General features: G+C 71.1%; 13 protein-coding genes. 9 read left to right on the plus strand and 4 right to left on the minus strand.

The annotated features are described in order from the left end of the window. Positions 1–57: 57 nt before the first annotated feature. Positions 58–1,686: an MFS transporter gene (locus tag AB0I94_RS11350; RefSeq protein WP_363309245.1), complete on the minus strand. Its 1,629-nt coding sequence runs from the start codon at positions 1,684–1,686 to the stop codon at positions 58–60. 434 nt (positions 1,687–2,120) lie between these two features. On the opposite strand from AB0I94_RS11350, the gene AB0I94_RS11355 reads away from it, so the two are divergent. Both AB0I94_RS11355 and AB0I94_RS11360 read left to right on the plus strand, forming a co-directional pair. Then, positions 2,121–2,909: an ABC transporter ATP-binding protein gene (locus AB0I94_RS11355; protein WP_363309246.1), complete on the plus strand. Its 789-nt coding sequence runs from the start codon at positions 2,121–2,123 to the stop codon at positions 2,907–2,909. Continuing rightward, the gene (locus AB0I94_RS11360) at positions 2,906–5,491 is read left to right on the plus strand and encodes an FtsX-like permease family protein (protein ID WP_363309247.1); all 2,586 of its coding nucleotides are present in this window, start codon (positions 2,906–2,908) and stop codon (positions 5,489–5,491) included. The genes AB0I94_RS11355 and AB0I94_RS11360 overlap by 4 nt, the downstream gene beginning before the upstream one ends. On the opposite strand, the gene AB0I94_RS11365 is transcribed toward AB0I94_RS11360, so the two are convergent. Beyond that, entirely contained in the window at positions 5,481–5,735 is a 255-nt protein-coding gene (locus AB0I94_RS11365) for a type II toxin-antitoxin system prevent-host-death family antitoxin (protein ID WP_363309248.1), read from the minus strand. The two genes, AB0I94_RS11360 and AB0I94_RS11365, sit on opposite strands and share 11 nt — an antisense overlap. Positions 5,736–5,994: 259 nt before the next feature. Here AB0I94_RS11365 and mfd point away from each other — a divergent pair, with 259 nt between their 5' ends. Further along, positions 5,995–9,525, plus strand: coding sequence for a transcription-repair coupling factor (gene mfd / locus AB0I94_RS11370; protein WP_363309249.1), 3,531 nt, complete (start codon positions 5,995–5,997; stop codon positions 9,523–9,525). 15 nt (positions 9,526–9,540) lie between these two features. Here mfd and AB0I94_RS11375 read toward each other — a convergent pair whose 3' ends face one another. Then, complete coding sequence (locus AB0I94_RS11375) at positions 9,541–9,975, minus strand: nuclear transport factor 2 family protein (protein ID WP_363309250.1); 435 nt, start codon at positions 9,973–9,975, stop codon at positions 9,541–9,543. A gap of 148 nt (positions 9,976–10,123) precedes the next feature. On the opposite strand from AB0I94_RS11375, the gene AB0I94_RS11380 reads away from it, so the two are divergent. The 3 genes from AB0I94_RS11380 to AB0I94_RS11390 all read left to right on the plus strand — a co-directional run bounded on the left by AB0I94_RS11380 (position 10,124) and on the right by AB0I94_RS11390 (position 12,380). Then, positions 10,124–10,813, plus strand: a complete 690-nt coding sequence (locus tag AB0I94_RS11380; protein ID WP_363309251.1) for an MOSC N-terminal beta barrel domain-containing protein — start codon at positions 10,124–10,126, stop codon at positions 10,811–10,813. After that, entirely contained in the window at positions 10,810–11,538 is a 729-nt protein-coding gene (locus tag AB0I94_RS11385) for an HNH endonuclease family protein (RefSeq protein ID WP_363309252.1), read from the plus strand. Before AB0I94_RS11380 ends, AB0I94_RS11385 begins: the two co-directional genes overlap by 4 nt. Positions 11,539–11,636: 98 nt before the next feature. Continuing rightward, positions 11,637–12,380 (plus strand): N-acetyltransferase, encoded by a 744-nt coding sequence (locus AB0I94_RS11390; protein ID WP_363309253.1) that lies wholly within the window; start codon positions 11,637–11,639, stop codon positions 12,378–12,380. Between the two features lie 101 nt (positions 12,381–12,481). Here AB0I94_RS11390 and AB0I94_RS11395 read toward each other — a convergent pair whose 3' ends face one another. After that, the gene (locus AB0I94_RS11395; RefSeq protein ID WP_363309254.1) at positions 12,482–13,264 is read right to left on the minus strand and encodes a hypothetical protein; all 783 of its coding nucleotides are present in this window, start codon (positions 13,262–13,264) and stop codon (positions 12,482–12,484) included. A gap of 211 nt (positions 13,265–13,475) precedes the next feature. On the opposite strand from AB0I94_RS11395, the gene AB0I94_RS11400 reads away from it, so the two are divergent. From AB0I94_RS11400 to AB0I94_RS11410, 3 genes are all read left to right on the plus strand, one after another. Further along, complete coding sequence (locus tag AB0I94_RS11400; RefSeq protein ID WP_363309255.1) at positions 13,476–15,569, plus strand: N-6 DNA methylase; 2,094 nt, start codon at positions 13,476–13,478, stop codon at positions 15,567–15,569. A 195-nt stretch (positions 15,570–15,764) separates the two neighbouring features. Then, positions 15,765–16,328 carry a hypothetical protein gene (locus AB0I94_RS11405; RefSeq protein WP_363309256.1) on the plus strand — a complete coding sequence of 188 codons (564 nt, stop codon included), beginning with the start codon at positions 15,765–15,767 and terminating at the stop codon, positions 16,326–16,328. Then, on the plus strand, positions 16,325–17,887 hold the full coding sequence (locus AB0I94_RS11410) for a serine/threonine-protein kinase (RefSeq protein ID WP_363309330.1): 1,563 nt from the start codon (positions 16,325–16,327) through the stop codon (positions 17,885–17,887). Before AB0I94_RS11405 ends, AB0I94_RS11410 begins: the two co-directional genes overlap by 4 nt. Positions 17,888–18,002 lie beyond the last annotated feature (115 nt).

Consider the following 18,002-nt stretch of genomic DNA (forward strand, 5'->3'; position numbering starts at 1 on the left):
CACGCTACTTGTAAGTAGGAGAACCGCGGAGGGTTTTGCGCATACTGGTTGGTCGGTCTAGTCGGCCGGTCTGTTCACGGGGCTTTCGCGCGGGGCGAGTTCGGTGTTCTCGCCACTCTCAGGGGCGCTGACCTCCCCGTTTCCCGACCCGCTCTCCGTCCCGTTCTCCGGGGACTCCACCCCGATTACCGGAAACCGCCGGGGCGCGAGGAACACCAGGACGAGGAGTGCGATCACCGCCGCGCACCCCGCTCCCACGTACACCGTGTCGACCGCCGAGTCGACCGCCCGGCGCAGCCGTTCGGGGTCGGCGACCGCGGCCGGGTCCTCCAGGGCGTGTGCCACCGAGTCCAGGGAGCCGGCGCCGCCGAGCTTCGACGTGAGCACTCCGTTGGCGACCGCCCCGAAGAGCGCGGCGCCCAGGGTCTGGCCTATCTGGCGGCAGAAGAGGATCGAGGCGGTGGCCGTGCCGCGCTCGGACCAGCCGACGGTGGACTGCACCCCCACGATCAGCGGCAGTTGGAAGAGGCCGAGTGCCGCGCCGAGCAGCAGCATGATCAGCGCCGGCTGCCAGGCCTGCCCCGGATAGGGCAGGAACGGGAACGCGAAGAGGCAGAGCGCCGCCCCGCCGATGCCGATGAGCGCCGTGTCGCGAAAGCCCAGCCTGCGGTAGACGTGCTGGCTCAGGGCGGCGGAGACCGGCCAGCTCAGCGTCATCACGGAGAGCACGAACCCGGCGGCGACCGGCGCGAGGCCGAGCACGGACTGGGCGTACGTCGGCAGGAACACGGTGGGCGCGACCATCAGGAGACCGAGCGCGCCCAGGGCGAGGTTGACCGCGGCGATGGTGCGCCGGCGCCAGACCCAGCCGGGGATGATCGGTTCCGCCGCGCGCCGCTCGACGACCACGACGGCCGCCGCGAGCAGCAGTCCGCCCGCGAACAACGCGAGTGACGGCGCGGACAGCCAGCCCCAGGCGACGCCGCCCTGTACGAGCGCGGTGAGCAGGACGCCGCCGCAGGCGAAGACGGCGAGTGCGCCCGCCCAGTCGGTGCGCCCGCGGGTGGCCTGCTCGCGCTCCGGCTCGTGGAGGTGGCGGACGATCAGCCAGAGCGCCACCGCCCCGATGGGCAGGTTGATCAGGAAGATCCAGCGCCAGTCGGCGTATGCGGCGATCAGCCCGCCGAGTGCGGGCCCCGCGATCGAGGAGGCGGCCCATACGGTGGACAACTTGGCCTGGATCTTGGGGCGTTCCTTGAGGGGATAGAGGTCGGCGGCCAGTGTCTGCACCGTCCCCTGAAGCGCTCCGCCGCCCAGGCCCTGGACGACGCGGAAGGCGATGAGCGCCCCCATGTTCCAGGCGACGGCGCACAGGGCCGAGCCGATCAGGAAGAGGATGCTGCCCGCGATGAGGACGGGCTTGCGGCCGAAGGTGTCGGAGAGCTTGCCGTAGATGGGCAGGGTGACGGTGACGGCGAGCAGATAGCCGGAGAAGAGCCAGGAGAAGACGGAGAAGCCGCCGAGGTCGCCGACGATCTGCGGGATGGCGGTCGAGACGATCGTGGCGTCCAGGGCCGCCAGCGCCATGGCGAGCATGAGGGCGGCTACGACGGGGCCGCGCCGCCGCCGGTCGTCCGTGCCCGAAGGTGTGCCGTCCGCGTTCACCGAGATCCCTTCCCCCTGCATCTAATTGCTCCGGGTCACCTTCTCACCCGGCGGGCGTCCGGGGCAGGGGCGCGGAGCATCGCGGCAGGTGGGGCGGTGTCCGCTCGGCAGGAGGGTGGAGCGACCCCGAGAAAGGCTCCACCGGCGGGTGGAGATCCCCTAGGGGAACCTCCGTACTACGGACCGGGGAGCGTTCGTACTGCCGGAGGACGAGAAGGCCCCGGGCGCTTCTTAGATTGGCTTTATGCCGACGAGGTCGGGCCCACGCACCTTCGGGTCGGACCAGCCACCCCCTCGGGGGTGGGGTTTTCCCCAGCAGAAGACTGCGCTGGGCACCAGGGCGCCGGAGCCGTCGGACGACCAGACTCTTTATGCGTAGCGAACACGCCTGAGAACACCTTCAAGACCACCTGAGCACACCTGATCCACCGCGTAACCGACTTAGGAGACTTACCGTGACATCGGCTGTAACCATTCCCAGGCACGGGGGCACTGGAGGGCGTACGGCCGTGGCGGCACGGGCGCGCCAGGTCGTGAAGGCGTACGGGTCCGGGGAGACCCGGGTCGTCGCGCTCGACGAGATCGACGTGGACATCGCCCGCGGGCAGTTCACCGCGATCATGGGCCCCTCCGGCTCCGGCAAGTCGACCCTGATGCACTGCCTCGCGGGCCTGGACACCGTGTCCTCCGGGCAGATCTACCTCGACGAGACCGAGATCACCGGCCTGAAGGACAAGAAGCTCACGCAGCTTCGCCGGGACCGGATCGGCTTCATCTTCCAGGCGTTCAACCTCCTGCCGACGCTCAACGCCATCGAGAACATCACGCTTCCGATGGACATCGCGGGCCGCAAGCCCGACCGCGGCTGGCTGGATCAGGTCGTGGAGACCGTCGGCCTCGCGGGGCGTCTCAAGCACCGTCCGACCGAGCTCTCCGGTGGCCAGCAGCAGCGTGTCGCGGTGGCCCGCGCGCTCGCCGCGCGTCCGGAGATCATCTTCGGTGACGAGCCGACCGGAAACCTCGACTCCCGTGCGGGAGCGGAGGTGTTGGGCTTCCTGCGCAAGTCGGTGACCGAGCTCGGCCAGACCATCGTGATGGTCACGCACGACCCGGTGGCCGCCTCGTACGCGGACCGGGTGCTGTATCTCGCGGACGGCCGGATCGTCGACGAGATGTTCTCGCCGACCGCCGAGAGTGTCCTCGACCGCATGAAGGACTTCGACGCGCGGGGGCGTACGTCATGACCGTCCTCAAGACCTCGATGCGCAACTTCTTCGCGCACAAGGGCCGCATGGCGCTCTCCGCCGTGGCCGTGGTCCTGTCGGTGGCGTTCGTCTGCGGCACGCTCGTCTTCTCCGACACGATGAACACGACGTTCGACAAGCTCTTCGCCGCGACGTCCGCGGACGTCACCGTGACCGACAAGAACGCCGAGGACTCGGGCGAGACGCCCGACAGCGGCAGGCCGGAGTCGATCCCCGCCTCGGCCGTCGAGCAGGCGAAGAAGGCCGACGGCGCGAAGTCCGCGGAGGGTGCGGTCAGCAGCACCGCCGTCACCGTCGTCAACTCCGAGAAGGAGAACGTGGGTCCGTCCGGCGGCGGTCCGACCATCGCGGGCAACTGGACGCACAACGACCTGCGTTCGATGGACATCACCTCGGGACACGCCCCGCGCGGGCCCACCGACGTGATGGTCGACGCCGACACCGCGGACAAGCACCACCTCAAGATCGGTGACGAGCTGCGCACCATCGCCGTCGCCGGCGACCACACCGCCAGGATCTCCGGCATCGCCACCTTCAAGGTGACCAACCCCGGCGCCGCGATCGTCTACTTCGACACCGCGACCGCACAGCGCGAACTCCTGGGCGCGACAGGCAAGTTCACGCACGTCAACGTCACGGCCGAGCAGGGTGTCAGCGACGCGGAGCTCAAGCGGAACGTCGGCGAGGCCATGGGCGCCGAGGCCTCCGCGTACAAGGTCAAGACCCAGCAGGAGACCTCGGACGACGGCCGCGAGAGCGTCAGCGGCTTCCTCGACGTGATGAAGTACGCGATGCTCGGCTTCGCCGGGATCGCCTTCCTGGTCGGCATCTTCCTCATCATCAACACCTTCTCGATGCTGGTCGCCCAGCGCACCCGCGAGATCGGCCTGATGCGCGCCATCGGATCGAGCCGCAAGCAGGTCAACCGCTCCGTGCTCGCCGAGGCGCTGCTGCTCGGCGTCATCGGCTCGATCCTCGGAGTCGGCGCGGGCGTCGGACTCGCCGTCGGCCTGATGCAGCTCATGTCGGGCATGGGCATGGAACTGTCCACGCAGGACCTCACGGTCAAGTGGACGACTCCCGTGGTGGGCATGGTCCTCGGCGTCGTCGTCACCGTCCTCGCCGCCTACCTCCCCGCACGGCGCGCCGCCAAGGTCTCCCCGATGGCAGCGCTGCGCGACGCCGGAACACCGTCCGACGGCAAGGCGAGCTTCCTGCGCGCGGTCATCGGCCTGGTCCTCACCGGCGCCGGCGCCTTCGGCCTCTACACCGCCTCGCAGGCGGACAAGGCGAGCGAGGGCTCGCTCTTCCTCGGCGGCGGTGTGGTCCTGACCCTCATCGGCTTCGTCGTCATCGGCCCGGTCCTCGCCAACGGCGTGGTCCGCGTCATCAGCGCCGTACTCCTGCGGTGGTTCGGCCCCGTCGGGCGGATGGCCGAGCGCAACGCCCTGCGCAACCCGCGCCGCACCGGCGCCACCGGCGCGGCCCTGATGATCGGCCTCGCCCTGGTCGCCTGCCTCTCGGTGGTCGGCTCCTCGATGGTCGCGTCGGCCACGGACGAGCTCGACAAGTCGGTGGGCGCGGACTTCATCATCCAGTCCGACAACGGCCAGGCGATCACCCCGAAGGCCGCGAAGTCCCTGGAGAAGGCCGACCACATCGCCCACATCACCCAGTACAAGGACATCAAGGCCGACCTGACCGCCCCGAACGGCAAGACCGCCAAGGGCGTGGGCCTGAGCGCCGCCGACGCGACGTACGCCGAGGACCTGCGCAGCGAGACCGTCGCCGGCAAGCTCACCGACGCCTACAAGCCGGACTCCATGTCGGTCGGCGAGGACTTCGCCAAGGACCACGGGATCACCGTCGGCGACAAGGTGAAGCTCGCCTTCGACCACGGCCGGACCGGCGAGATGACGGTACGGGCGATCACGTCGAGCGAGACCTCGATCGACTCGGGCGCGATGTACGTGAACATCGAGACCGCGGCGAAGTACGTGCCCGACGACCGCATGCCGCCGAACGAGATCATGTTCGCCAAGGCGGAGAAGGGCCAGCAGGACGCGGCGTACACGTCGCTGAAGGCGGCCATGTCCGACTACCCGCAGTACAAGGTCATGGACCAGACCGACTTCAAGCAGACGCTGAAGGACCAGGTCGGCCAGATGCTGAACATGGTCTACGGCCTGCTCGGTCTCGCGATCATCGTCGCGATCCTGGGTGTGGTGAACACCCTCGCCCTCTCGGTGGTCGAGCGGACCCGTGAGATCGGCCTGATGCGGGCGATCGGCCTCTCGCGCCGCCAGCTGCGCCGCATGATCCGCCTGGAGTCGGTGGTCATCGCCCTCTTCGGCGCACTGCTCGGCCTCGGCCTCGGCATGGGCTGGGGAGCGACGGCCCAGAAGCTGCTGGCCCTGGAGGGCCTGAAGGTCCTGGAGATCCCCTGGCCGACGATCATCACGGTCTTCATCGGCTCGGCGTTCGTGGGCCTGTTCGCGGCGCTGGTCCCCGCTTTCAGGGCGGGCCGGATGAACGTGCTGAACGCGATCGCTACCGAATAGCTCCCGCTACGGGGGTGCGGGGGCGCTCCCGCTGGGGGGCGCAGGAGAATGGCCCGGCTCCGGTGGAATTCCGCCGGAGCCGGGCCATTGTCCGGTCGAGTTCGGCGAGCTCCGCGGGGTTGATGAAGATCGCCACGGCCCGGCCCTGGTCCGTGATGGTGATGCGTTCACGGGCGTTCGACGTCCGGCGGACCAGGGGGTCGAACCGGGCGTAGGCCTCAATGATGGGCAGCGTCTCGCTCATGTACAGAACCGCAAGCTCGGCCCTGCGTGCCGTCAGTCGCTCGATCGGGTGACGAGAGCGTCGGCGACGTACTCTGGGCACCCCCGACCCGTCCGGCGTGCTCGGTCGGATTCAGCCCGTCGACGGCGCCCGCCTGGGGCGGAGCCCGACGGCCAGCGGCTCTCCGCCGTGAGTCGTACGCTGGAGGCCCCCCGGCCCGTCACTCGTGTCGGGCGGTTCGCGTTGCCCACCCCTCGGACCCCGGACGGGATTCCCCTTCATGAGCCTGCACGGACTCCTCGACGCCGTCGTCAAGGACGCGGCCCTCGCCGAAGCGGTAAAAGCCGCCACCGGCGGCAACCGCGCCCACGTGGACCTGGTCGGGCCGCCCGCCGCCCGCCCCTTCGCGGTCGCCGCTCTTGCCCGCGAGACCGACCGCACCGTCCTCGCCGTGACGGCGACCGGCCGCGAGGCCGAGGACCTGGCCGCCGCCCTGCGGACGATCCTGCCGCCGGACGGAGTCGTCGAGTACCCCTCCTGGGAGACGCTCCCGCACGAGCGCCTCTCGCCCCGCTCCGACACCGTCGGCCGCCGCCTCGCCGTCCTGCGCCGCCTCGCGCACCCGCGCCCCGACGACCCCGAGACCGGCCCCGTCTCCGTCATCGTCGCCCCCGTGCGCTCGGTCCTCCAGCCGCAGGTCAAGGGCCTGGGCGACCTGGAGCCCGTGGCCCTGCGCACCGGGGAGAGCACGGACCTGAACGAGACCGTGGAGGCCCTCGCCGCAGCCGCGTACTCCCGCGTGGAGCTGGTCGAGAAGCGCGGCGAGTTCGCCGTGCGCGGCGGCATCCTGGATGTCTTCCCGCCGACCGAGGAACATCCCCTCCGGGTCGAGTTCTGGGGCGACGACGTCGAGGAGATCCGCTACTTCAAGGTCGCCGACCAGCGCTCCCTGGAAGTCGCCGCCCACGGCCTGTGGGCCCCGCCCTGCCGCGAGCTGCTCCTCACGGACCAGGTGCGGGAGAGAGCCGCCGCTCTCGCCGAGGCCCACCCCGAGCTGGGCGAACTCCTCGGGAAGATCGCCGAGGGCATCGCCGTCGAGGGCATGGAATCCCTCGCGCCGGTCCTGGTCGACGACATGGAGCTGCTGCTCGACGTCCTGCCGGAGCAGAGCATGGCCGTGGTCTGCGACCCCGAGCGCGTGCGCACCCGCGCCGCCGACCTGGTGGCCACCTCGCAGGAGTTCCTCCAGGCCAGCTGGGCGGCGACCGCCGGTGGCGGGGACGCCCCCATCGACGTGGGCGCCGCCTCCCTCTGGGGCATCGCGGACGTCCGCGACCACGCCCGTGACCTGGGGATGATGTGGTGGTCCGTGTCGCCCTTCGCGGCGGACGAGGACCTGGGCCAGGACACCCTCAAGCTCGGCATGCACGCCACCGAGACCTACCGCGGCGACACCGCCAAGGCGCTCGCCGACACCAAGGGCTGGCTCGCCGACGGCTGGCGCACCGTCTACGTCACCGAGGGCCACGGCCCCGCCGCCCGCACCGTCGAGGTCCTCGGCGGCGAAGGCATCGCGGCGCGCCTCGACGGGGACCTCGCCGAGCTCACGCCCTCGCTCGTACACGTGTCCTGCGGCTCCATCGACTACGGCTTCATCGACCCCGCGCTCAAGCTCGCCGTACTCACCGAGACCGACCTCTCCGGCCAGAAAGCGGCCGGCAAGGACGGCCAGCGGATGCCCGCGCGCCGCCGCAAGACGATCGACCCGCTGACCCTGGAGGCCGGCGACTACATCGTCCACGAGCAGCACGGCGTCGGCCGCTACATCGAGATGGTGCAGCGCACCGTCCAGAGCGCCACCCGCGAGTACCTCGTCGTGGAGTACGCCCCCGCCAAGCGCGGCCAGCCCGGCGACCGGCTCTACATCCCCACCGACCAGCTGGAGCAGATCACCAAGTACGTCGGCGGCGAGGCCCCCACCCTGCACCGCCTGGGCGGCGCCGACTGGACGAAGACGAAGGCGCGCGCGAAGAAGGCGGTCAAGGAGATCGCCGCCGACCTCATCAAGCTGTACTCCGCCCGCATGGCCGCCCCCGGCCACTCCTTCGCCCCCGACACGCCCTGGCAGCGCGAGCTGGAGGACGCCTTCCCGTACGTGGAGACGCCCGACCAGCTCACCACCATCGCCGAGGTCAAGGAGGACATGGAGAAGACGGTCCCCATGGACCGCCTGATCTGCGGCGACGTCGGCTACGGCAAGACGGAGATCGCGGTCCGCGCCGCGTTCAAGGCGGTCCAGGACGGCAAGCAGGTCGCGGTCCTGGTCCCGACGACGCTGCTCGTGCAGCAGCACTTCGGCACCTTCGGTGAGCGCTACTCCCAGTTCCCCGTCAAGGTGAAGGCGCTGTCCCGCTTCCAGACGGAGACGGAGTCCAAGGCCACCCTGGAGGGCCTGCGCGACGGCTCGGTCGACATCGTCATCGGCACGCACCGCCTCTTCTCCTCCGAGACCAAGTTCAAGGACCTGGGCCTGGTCATCGTCGACGAGGAGCAGCGCTTCGGCGTCGAGCACAAGGAGCAGCTGAAGAAGCTGCGCGCCAACGTCGACGTCCTGACCATGTCGGCCACCCCCATTCCCCGTACGCTCGAAATGGCCGTGACCGGCATCCGCGAGATGTCGACCATCACCACGCCGCCCGAGGAGCGCCACCCGGTCCTGACCTTCGTCGGGCCGTACGAGGAGAAGCAGATCGGCGCGGCCGTCCGCCGCGAACTGCTCCGCGAGGGCCAGGTCTTCTACATCCACAACCGCGTCGAGTCCATCGACCGCGCGGCGGCCAGGCTCCGCGACATCGTCCCCGAGGCCCGCATCGCCATCGCCCACGGCCAGATGTCCGAACAGGCCCTGGAACAAGTGGTGGTGGACTTCTGGGAGAAGAAGTTCGACGTGCTGGTCTCGACGACGATCGTCGAGTCGGGCATCGACATCGCCAACGCCAACACGCTGATCGTCGAGCGTGGCGACAACTTCGGCCTCTCCCAGCTCCATCAGCTGCGCGGCCGTGTTGGACGTGGCCGTGAGCGCGGTTACGCGTACTTCCTGTACCCGCCGGAGAAGCCGCTGACCGAGACCGCCCACGAGCGTCTCGCCACGATCGCCCAGCACACGGAGATGGGCGCGGGCATGTACGTGGCCATGAAGGACCTGGAGATCCGCGGCGCGGGCAACCTCCTGGGCGGCGAACAGTCGGGACACATCGCGGGCGTCGGCTTCGACCTCTACGTACGCATGGTGGGCGAGGCCGTGGCCGACTACCGCGCGTCCCTGGAGGGCGGCGTGGAGGAGGAGCCGCCGCTGGAGGTCAAGGTCGAGCTGCCGGTCGACGCGCACGTCCCGCACGACTACGCCCCCGGCGAGCGGCTGCGCCTGGCGGCCTACCGCTCGATCGCCTCGGCGAGCAGCGAAGAGGACGTCAAGGCCGTACGGGAGGAACTCACCGACCGCTACGGCAAGTTGCCGGAGCCCGTGGAGAACCTCCTCCTGGTGGCCGGTCTGCGCATGCTGGCCCGTGCGTGCGGCGTCGGCGAGATCGTGCTGCAGGGCAACAACATCCGGTTCGCCCCGGTGGAGCTGCGGGAGTCGCAGGAGCTGAGGCTCAAGCGCCTCTACCCCGGCACGGTCATCAAGGCGAACGCCCACCAGCTCCTGGTGCCGCGCCCGAAGACGGCCAAGGTCGGCGGGAAGCCGCTGGTCGGGCGGGAACTGCTTGGCTGGGTCGGGGAGTTCCTGACGACGATCGTGGGGTCGTAAGGGGCTGCAGGGAGCTCAGGGGGTGCAGGCGTCGGCGATCGAGCGGCTGTTCTCGTAGAGGTGGTGCCGCGTGACCCGCCCGTCCTCGACGGTCAGCCGCAGCGCGAAGGGGCCTTCGAAGGACTTGCCGGTGTCGCGCACGGTGCCCCACAACTGACCGAAGATCACGGCGTCCGCGCCGTCGACCATGATCGTGTCGACGGTGGCACCGGCCTTCTCCGGGACGGTGTGGGCGGCCAGTTCGGCGGACTGGGCCGCGCAGTCGGCGGCGGTGGCACGCGGCCGGATCCACGGCACGCCCGGGTTCTCGGCGAGCATCCAGTCGACCTCGTCGGCGAAGAGGGCGGTGAGGCCCTCGCTGTCACCCGTCAGCCGGTACTGGAGGAACGCCTGGACGGCGGCGCGGGTGGCGTCTTCGGTGGAGGCGGTGGCGGAGGGCTTGGCGGTCACTTCTCACTCCTCGGTCGGGCGTTCCTGCGTCTGACGTCGATACTTCCGCACCGCCGGGGAGGGGGCGATTACGCCGGAGGTAATGACGGCCCTCGGTACGGTGGCCGTGAGAGACGCAAGCACGTGGGACATGGGGAGGGGAAGTGCCGTGGGGCTTGGGACCGTCGTGGGACTCGTCTGTTTTCCGGTGAAGTCGATGCTGGGGGAGGAGCGCGAGCGGCTCGTCCTCGATGAGCGGGGCGTGGCCGGTGACCGGCTGTGGGCCCTGCGGTACGAGGACGGGAAGTTGGGGAGCGGCAAGAACAGCCGCCGGTTCCGGCGGACACCGGGGATGCTGGAGCACGACGCCGCGTACGAGGGCGACGACCCCGTCATCACCACGCCGGACGGTGAGACGCTGCGGCCGGGTGACCCCCGTATCCCCGAACTCTTCGGCGCGGGCGTGGAGCTGGCGCGCGAGGACGAGGTGAGCCATCAGGACGCGGGCGCCGTCTCCCTCGTCGGCACCGCGTCGCTGCGCGCGCTCGGCGAGCTGCTCGGCGACTTCGACCCCGTCGACGTACGCCGACTGCGCAAGAACGTCGTGGTCGAGACGGACGAGCCGTGGATCGAGGGGGACTGGGTCGGACGGCAGATCACCTTCGACGGCGGCCTGAGCCTGCGCGTCGTCGAGCGCATCGAACGCTGCGTCATGACCACGCAGGCCCAGCGCGGCCTCCCGGCAGACAACCGCATCCTCAAGACGCTCACCGCCTCGCGCGGCATGAGCATCGGGGTGTACGCCGACGTCGTGACGCCCGGCACGCTCGCACTCGGCGCGCAGGTGACCGTCCAGTGAGCCGCCGTGGCAGGGGAGTTCAGATCGCGCTGCTGCTCGCGCTCGCCGTCACCGGAACCGTCACGGGCTGCTCGCCCCCGGAGGAGACCGGCGGCCAACCAGGAGCCGACGCCGAGGCGGGCCCGGCACTCGCCGCGGTCGACACACTCACCGTCAAGGGCCGTGCCCCCAAGACGGGGTACGACCGCGACCGCTTCGGCAGCCCCTGGGCCGACACGGACTCCAACCGTTGCGGGACGCGCGACGACATACTCAAGCGCGACCTCACGGACGTGAAGTACCGCGACGGCGGGGACTGCGAGGTGTCATCGGGCGAGCTCTCGCCCGACCCGTACACCGGCAAGGACGTAACGTTTGTGCGCGGTCGCAGCCAGGTCGACATCGACCATCTCGTCGCCCTCTCGGACGCCTGGCAGAAGGGCGCGGGCAAGTGGGAGCCGAGCAAGCGCATCGCCTTCGCCAACGACCCGCTCAATCTCCTGGCGGTCGACGCGGGCCCCAACCGCGGCAAGGGAGACGGGGACGCGGCCACGTGGCTGCCGCCGGACAAGGGTTACCGGTGTGCCTATGTGGCACGACAGGTGGCGGTGAAGAAGAAGTACGAGGTGTGGGTGACGGGCGCCGAACGGGACGCGATGAAGCGGGTCCTGGCGGACTGCCCGCGGGAGAAGCTGCCGGCCGGGGGCGGTCCGACAGTGGCGCCGGGACGGTTTCACGCACGCTGAGACGTTGCTCGGCCGCTGATGCGTTGCTCGGGCGTACGGACTCGTACGTACAGAAAAATGACTTAACAGGCGGGTCCGGGCCCGCTACCGTCCGGGCCATGGACCTGAAGATCACGACACTTGCCGAGCGGCCCGAACTCGCCGGGCCGCTCTGGGCGATGGAGGACACCTGGCCCGAGTTCATCGGGAACGATCCCATCGCGTGGTCGCTGATCGGGCGGATCGTGAAGGAGCTTCCCGAGTACGTCCTGGTCGCCACGGACGAGCGGGGCACGGTCGCGGCCAAGGCGTTCAGCGTGCCGTTCGCGCTGGCCGCCGACGGGCGCCGGGAGCTGCCGGACGGCGGCTGGGACCAGGTCATGCTGTGGGCGTTCTCGGATCTGCGGCACGGCAGGAAGCCCGACACGGTGAGCGCGATCGAGATCACCGTGGCGAAGGAATTCCTCGGGCAGGGGCTCTCCGGACGCATGCTCGCCGCGATGCGCGAGAACGCACGCGCGCGTGGCTTCGCGGAAGTCGTGGCCCCGGTCCGCCCGAACGCCAAGCACCTCGAACCCGCCGCGCTGATCGACGCGTACGCGCGGCGCGAGCGGGACGACGGGCTGCCCACCGACCCGTGGCTGCGGGTGCACGTGCGGGCGGGCGGCACCATCGAGAAGGTGGCGCACGCGTCGATGACGGTCTCCGGTTCGCTCGCGCAGTGGCGGGCGTGGACCGGGTTGCCGTTCGACACCGCCGGTCCCGTGGAGGTCCCGGGCGCGCTGGTGCCGGTGCTCTGCGAGCCGGAGCGCGGGTACGCGGTGTACGTGGAGCCGAACGTGTGGGTGCGGCACGTGCTCTGAGCGCGCGTCATGAGCCCGCGCCTCGGGCCCGGACAGTCAGCCCGGGCCTTGGCCTATGCCGTAAGCCCAGGCCGCACCGCGGTCCACGTCGGTCGCGAGGGTCAGCCCGCGAGCTTGTCGATGTCCACGACGTCACCGGCGGGCGGCTTCGCGTCGACCGGCTTGTCGAAGTCGCCGAACGCCAGGCTGTCCGGCGTCTTGGCGGTCTCGTTCACGACCTTCAGCAGATACGGCTCGCCCTCCGTCGCGACGTAGAGGGTGTACCGGTCCTTGCCGTCGCTCTCGGTGAGCGTGAGGGCCGGGGTGCCGTCGAGCGTGGTCGTCTTGCCCCTGCGGGCGGCGGAGTTGACGTCCTTGAACGGGGCGAGCAGGACGTCCAGGTCGCAGAACGAGGCGATGTCCTTCGCGTCGGCATCGGTCGCGGAGGTCTTCACCCACCGGTCCGCGAGCGTGTCCACGGCGGCCTGGGTGTCGGCCGCGGGCTCGCCCTTGCCCTGGGCGCGCAGGAACTTCTCGTCGTACTTCATGTAGACCGTGCGCGCGGTCGTGATCAGGTCGAGCGAGCCTTCCCCGCCCATGCCCATCGTGCCCGCGCACTGCCCCTTGGTGTCGAAGGCCATGTCCAGCTCGATGTCGCCGGCCTCGTCGGGGACGCTGCCCTTCACGGTGAGGGACGAGGCGCCGGTCGTCGCCTTCACGGCCTTGTCGACGATGTCGGGCCCGGACAGGCCGGGGAAGGGCCCCGCCTCCTTCTCGGCCTCCTTCACCTTCCCCTGCTCCTTCTTCTGGGAGCCGCCGGTCTCGGTGCCGCAGGCCGCCAGGCCGGTGGTCGCGGCGGCGGCCAGGCATACAGCGGCAAGAGTGGTACGTCGCGTACGTCGCATGAAGATCCCCCCACGGGAGCTCAGAGCTTGAAGCTTTAAGTGCTGCCGACATCTCAGCAGAGGCTGTGAACCGAGTCAACACGAGATTGAGTGGACGGTCGGTTAACACGCGTGAAGGGAGGCGTTCGCCGAGCGGTGGGTATGCTCGGCGCCACAGCGCCGCGGCGGGGCCCGTCAGCGGCGGGGCAGCGGGACCGAGGGGAGCCAGTCGGTGCATGACAACGCGACAGAGGTGACCGCCGCCGGGATCGCCCGGCTCGCCGGTGTCGGCCGGGCGGCCGTCAGCAATTGGCGCCGACGCCACCCCGACTTCCCCAAGCCCGTCGGAGGCACCGAGACCAGCCCTTCCTTCGCCCTGGCGGAGGTGGAGCAGTGGCTGCGCACCCAGGGCAAGCTGGGTGAGGTGCCGCTGAAGGAGCGCGTCTGGCAGCACCTCGCGGGCCACCCCGCGGGCCCGGTCACCGCACTCCTGCACGCGGGCTGCGCCCTGCTCCTCGTACGTGACCGCCATCCCGACTGGCTCAAGGTGAGCGCGGTGTCGGACGAGCGGATGGCGCAGCTGCTCCCGAAAGCCCTCGCGGAAGTCGTCACCCCCCGGTTCGGCGCGCCCGCGGTCACCACCGGAGGCAGCCCCCGACAGACCCTGCGCGTCCCCGACGCCGCCCAGCTCCTGCCCTCCGTCCCGTTGCTGCGCGGCGTGGCCGAGCTCGCCTCCGAGCTGGGGGCCCGGCAGACGTACGAGTTCCTGATCGGGCGGCACATCGACGCCAACCCCCGGCAGTACACGCTCACTCCGGCCGGCCCCGCCGACCTGATGGCCGCCCTCGCCGGGCCCGCGCCGACCGTGCTCGACCCCGCCTGCGGCACCGGCGCCCTGCTGCGAGCCGTCGCCTCGCGGCCCGACCAGCGCCTCTACGGCCAGGACAGCGCCCCCGAACTCGCCGCCCTCACCGCACTGCGCCTCGCCCTGCACTCCGATGCCACCGTCCGTGCCGCAGCCGCCGACACCCTGCGCGCGGACGCCTTCGCCGAGGCGCGGGCTGACGCCGTCCTCTGCCACCCGCCCTTCAACGAGCGCAACTGGGGGCATGACGAACTCGCCTACGACCCCCGCTGGGAGTACGGCTTCCCGGCCCGTACGGAATCCGAACTCGCCTGGGTCCAGCACGCGTTGGCCCGGCTCCGGGACGGCGGCACCGCCGTCCTGCTGATGCCGCCCGCCGCCGCGGCCCGCCGCTCCGGGCGCCGGGTGCGCGCCGACCTTCTGCGCCGCGGCGCCCTGCGTGCCGTGATCGCGCTGCCCGCGGGCGCCGCGCCCCCCTACAACATCCCGCTGCACGTCTGGGTCCTGAAGAGGCCCACGCCCGGCGCGAAGACCCCGCCCGAGCTGCTCCTCGTCGAGACGGCGGGGCTCTCCGCCGCCGACGGCAGGGACCGGCAGGCGTGGCGGCCGGTGCAGGACGCCGTGGTGGACGTCTGGCGGACCTTCGAGCGGCACGGCACGGTCGGTGAACGGCCGGGGCTCGCCCGCTGCGTGCCGGTGCTCGAACTCCTCGACGACGAGGTCGATCTGGCCCCGGCCCGCAGGCTGCCGGCCGCGGGCGGCGGGGCCGACGAACTGACGGCCGTCCGTGAACGGCTCGGGGACGCCGTGCGGCGCACGAGCGACCTCATGCCGCCGCTCGCCGAGGAGGGCGAAGCGGCCCGCTGGCCGGTGACCACCGTGGGGGAACTGGCCCGCGCGGGCGCCCTGTCGCTGTGTACGGGCACGGGGTCAGGGGCGGTCGCGCCCGGCGTCACACGTGTCCTGACCGAGCATGACGTACTGGCCGGAACGGCACCCTCCGGCACCGTCGAACCGTCGTCCTACCCGCTACGGGAAAGCGCCGTCGACGAAACGGCCGACGCCGTGGTGACCCGGCCCGGCGACGTCGTCATCCCCGCCACCGGCGGCGGCACCGCGGCCCGCGTCATCGACGAGACCACCGCGGGCGCCGCGCTCGGCCGGGGACTCACCCTGCTGCGCCCCGATCCGGCCGCCCTGGACTCGTGGTTCCTCGCCGGGTTCCTGCGCGGCACCGCCAACAACCGCCAGGCGAGCAGCTACGCGTCCACCGCGGCCCGGCTCGACGTCCGAAGGCTGCGGCTGCCGCGCCTGCCGCCGGAGGGACAGCACGGCTACGGCGAACGGTTCCGCGCACTCGCCGCATTCGAGGACGCCCTGCGTCTCGCGGGCAGGCTGGGCGAGCAGTTGGTGAGGGGTCTGCACGACGGACTGACGGACGGCACCCTTCCGCCGGAATGAGGCGACCGGGTTCCGGCCGGGCCCGTGATCGGGCCGCGATCGGGACGTGACCAGTACGGCAACGGTTCGGTACAACCCGGGACCGCTTCCACGTGTCGGCCTATACGCTCGAAACAGCATCAGTTCGTATTTCGACTTTCGGCCTTGCGTTCTCCTCCAGGAAACGGGCGGCCGCATCAGGCAACAGGAGCGTCCATGCACGGCCACGGTTACGCGCCGCAGCAACCGCCGCCGGCCTCCGGCGGCACCCACGTGACGCTGCGCGTGCTGTTCGTGGCCATCGCGGTCATGACGTGCGGACTGCTCGCCTGGGCGCCGATGCTGCGGCTCGCGATCGTGACGCGCAAGTCGTACGACTGGGGGTTCTTCGGGCTCGTGACCGCGCTCGACGTGACGGCTCTCGTGCTCATCGGCGTCGACCCGGGCGAAGAGGAGTTCCAACAGCCCGGCAGCGCGGGCATGGTGATCCTCCTGAGCACCCTCGTGGCCGCGATCGCCTACTACCTGTTCGCGGAGATCCGCCACTTCAGCCGCCACCGGCAGAGCTACGCGGGCTACGCGGGACCGCAGCCCGCGTACGGCTACCCGCGACAGCAGGGATCCGCCCCCGTCCACCTCCAGCCCACGCAACCGCACCAGCCGCCGGTCCAGCAGACGCCGCCCCCGCCCGCGCGCCCCGCACCGGCCCGCATCCACCAAGTACAGGCCGAGCTCGACGAGCTCAGTGACTACCTGCGCAAGCAAGAAGGCGGCAACTGACCGTGTCATCGGGGACGGGCGGCGGCGGCCGTGTCATCGCAGCGCGCTACGAACTCTCCACCCTCATCGGCCAGGGCGGCATGGGCCAGGTCTGGACGGCGTACGACCAACGCCTCGACCGCCGCGTCGCGGTCAAGCTCCTGCGCCCCGACCGCGTCGCGGGCGCCGAGGCCGACGAGCTGCGCCGCCGCTTCGTGCGCGAGTGCCGCGTCACCGCCCAGGTCGACCACCCGGGCCTCGTCACCGTCCACGACGCCGGTACGGAGGGCGAGGACCTCTACCTCGTCATGCAGTACGTCGACGGGGCGGACCTCGGCGACCACCTCGCCGAGCACGACCCCTACCCGTGGCAGTGGGCCGTCGCGATCGCCGCACAGCTGTGCGCCGTGCTCTCCGCCGTGCACGCCGTGCCGATCGTGCACCGCGACCTCAAGCCGCGGAACGTGATGGTCAAGCAGGACGGCACGATCAGCATCCTCGACCTGGGCATCGCCTCGGTCATGGACACCGACACCACCCGCCTCACGCACACCGGCTCGCCCATCGGCAGCCCCGCGTACATGGCCCCCGAACAGGCGATGGGCGGCGCGGTCGGCCCGTACACCGACCTGTACGCCCTCGGTGTCCTGCTGCACGAACTCCTCAGCGGTGACGTGCCGTTCTCCGGCTCCACCGCGCTCGGCGTCCTCCACCGCCACCTCTACGAACCACCGCTCCCGGTCCGCCGCCTGCGCGCCGAGGTCCCCGAACCCTTGGAGGCCGTGGTCCTTCGCCTCCTCGCCAAGGACCCCCAGCACCGGTACGCCAGCGCCCAGGACGTCTACGAGGACCTCGCCCCGATGCTCCCCGCGCGCGGTATCCCCACCGGCGGCCCGCTCGACCCCACCCGCCCCTTCCTGCGCCCGCACGCGCCGTGGCCGGACCGCGCGACGACGCCGGCCGCCGCCCCCGCCATCCAGCCGGACCGGCCCGACCAGCGCCAGGGCCCCGGCAGCCACACCGACGTGGTGCACGCCGTCGACGAGGTCAAGCGGCTCCTCGGCGAGGGCCGCATCACACAGGCCGTGGACATCCTCGGCTCGATCCTGCCCGCGGCCGCCGCCAAGCACGGCGAGCACTCCCCGGTGGTCCGCTCCCTGCGCAAGCAGTACGCGGCGACGCTCATGGACGACGGCCAGTACCGCCGCGCCCTGCCCGAGCTGCGCCGCCTCGCCGACGAGCGCGCCGCCGAGTCCGGCCAGGCCGACCCGCACTCACTCCAGTTCCGCTACGAGGCCGCGCAGTGCCTGGAGCAACTGGGCGAACCCGCGGCGGCCCTCGCGGAGTACCGCGCGCTCCTCCCCTATTACGAGAACCGCTACGCCTCCGACGACCGCGAACGCCCCCTGGAGATCCGCCGCCGCATCGGCCACCTGCTGCTGGCCCTCGGCGACCGCGCGGCGGCCCACGACGCGCTGGCCCGGCTGCTCATGGACGCCGAGCGGATGCACGGCGTCGGTCATCCGTTCCCGGCGGAGATCCGGCGTACGTTGCAGTGGCTAGGACAAGTGCGCGGTTAGTGGGGCCGGGGGTGCCTCAACTTCACCCGAATCGTTGGTCGAATGGGTGGCCGAGAGACCGGCCACTCCCTAACATCGATCACCGCAAGACTTTGTGCACCGCCGCACAATCTCC

The sequence above is a fragment of the Streptomyces sp. NPDC050147 genome (assembly GCF_040660195.1).
Taxonomy (GTDB): domain Bacteria; phylum Actinomycetota; class Actinomycetes; order Streptomycetales; family Streptomycetaceae; genus Streptomyces.

Bases quoted from the DNA above. Each gene is read 5' to 3' on its own strand.
- AB0I94_RS11350 (WP_363309245.1), bottom strand. From the start codon at position 1,686: ATGCAGGGGGAAGGGATCTCGGTGAACGCGGACGGCACACCTTCGGGC.
- AB0I94_RS11360 (WP_363309247.1), top strand. From the start codon at position 2,906: ATGACCGTCCTCAAGACCTCGATGCGCAACTTCTTCGCGCACAAGGGC.
- AB0I94_RS11365 (WP_363309248.1), bottom strand. From the start codon at position 5,735: ATGAGCGAGACGCTGCCCATCATTGAGGCCTACGCCCGGTTCGACCCC.
- mfd (WP_363309249.1), top strand. From the start codon at position 5,995: ATGAGCCTGCACGGACTCCTCGACGCCGTCGTCAAGGACGCGGCCCTC.
- AB0I94_RS11390 (WP_363309253.1), top strand. From the start codon at position 11,637: ATGGACCTGAAGATCACGACACTTGCCGAGCGGCCCGAACTCGCCGGG.
- AB0I94_RS11395 (WP_363309254.1), bottom strand. From the start codon at position 13,264: ATGCGACGTACGCGACGTACCACTCTTGCCGCTGTATGCCTGGCCGCC.
- AB0I94_RS11405 (WP_363309256.1), top strand. From the start codon at position 15,765: ATGCACGGCCACGGTTACGCGCCGCAGCAACCGCCGCCGGCCTCCGGC.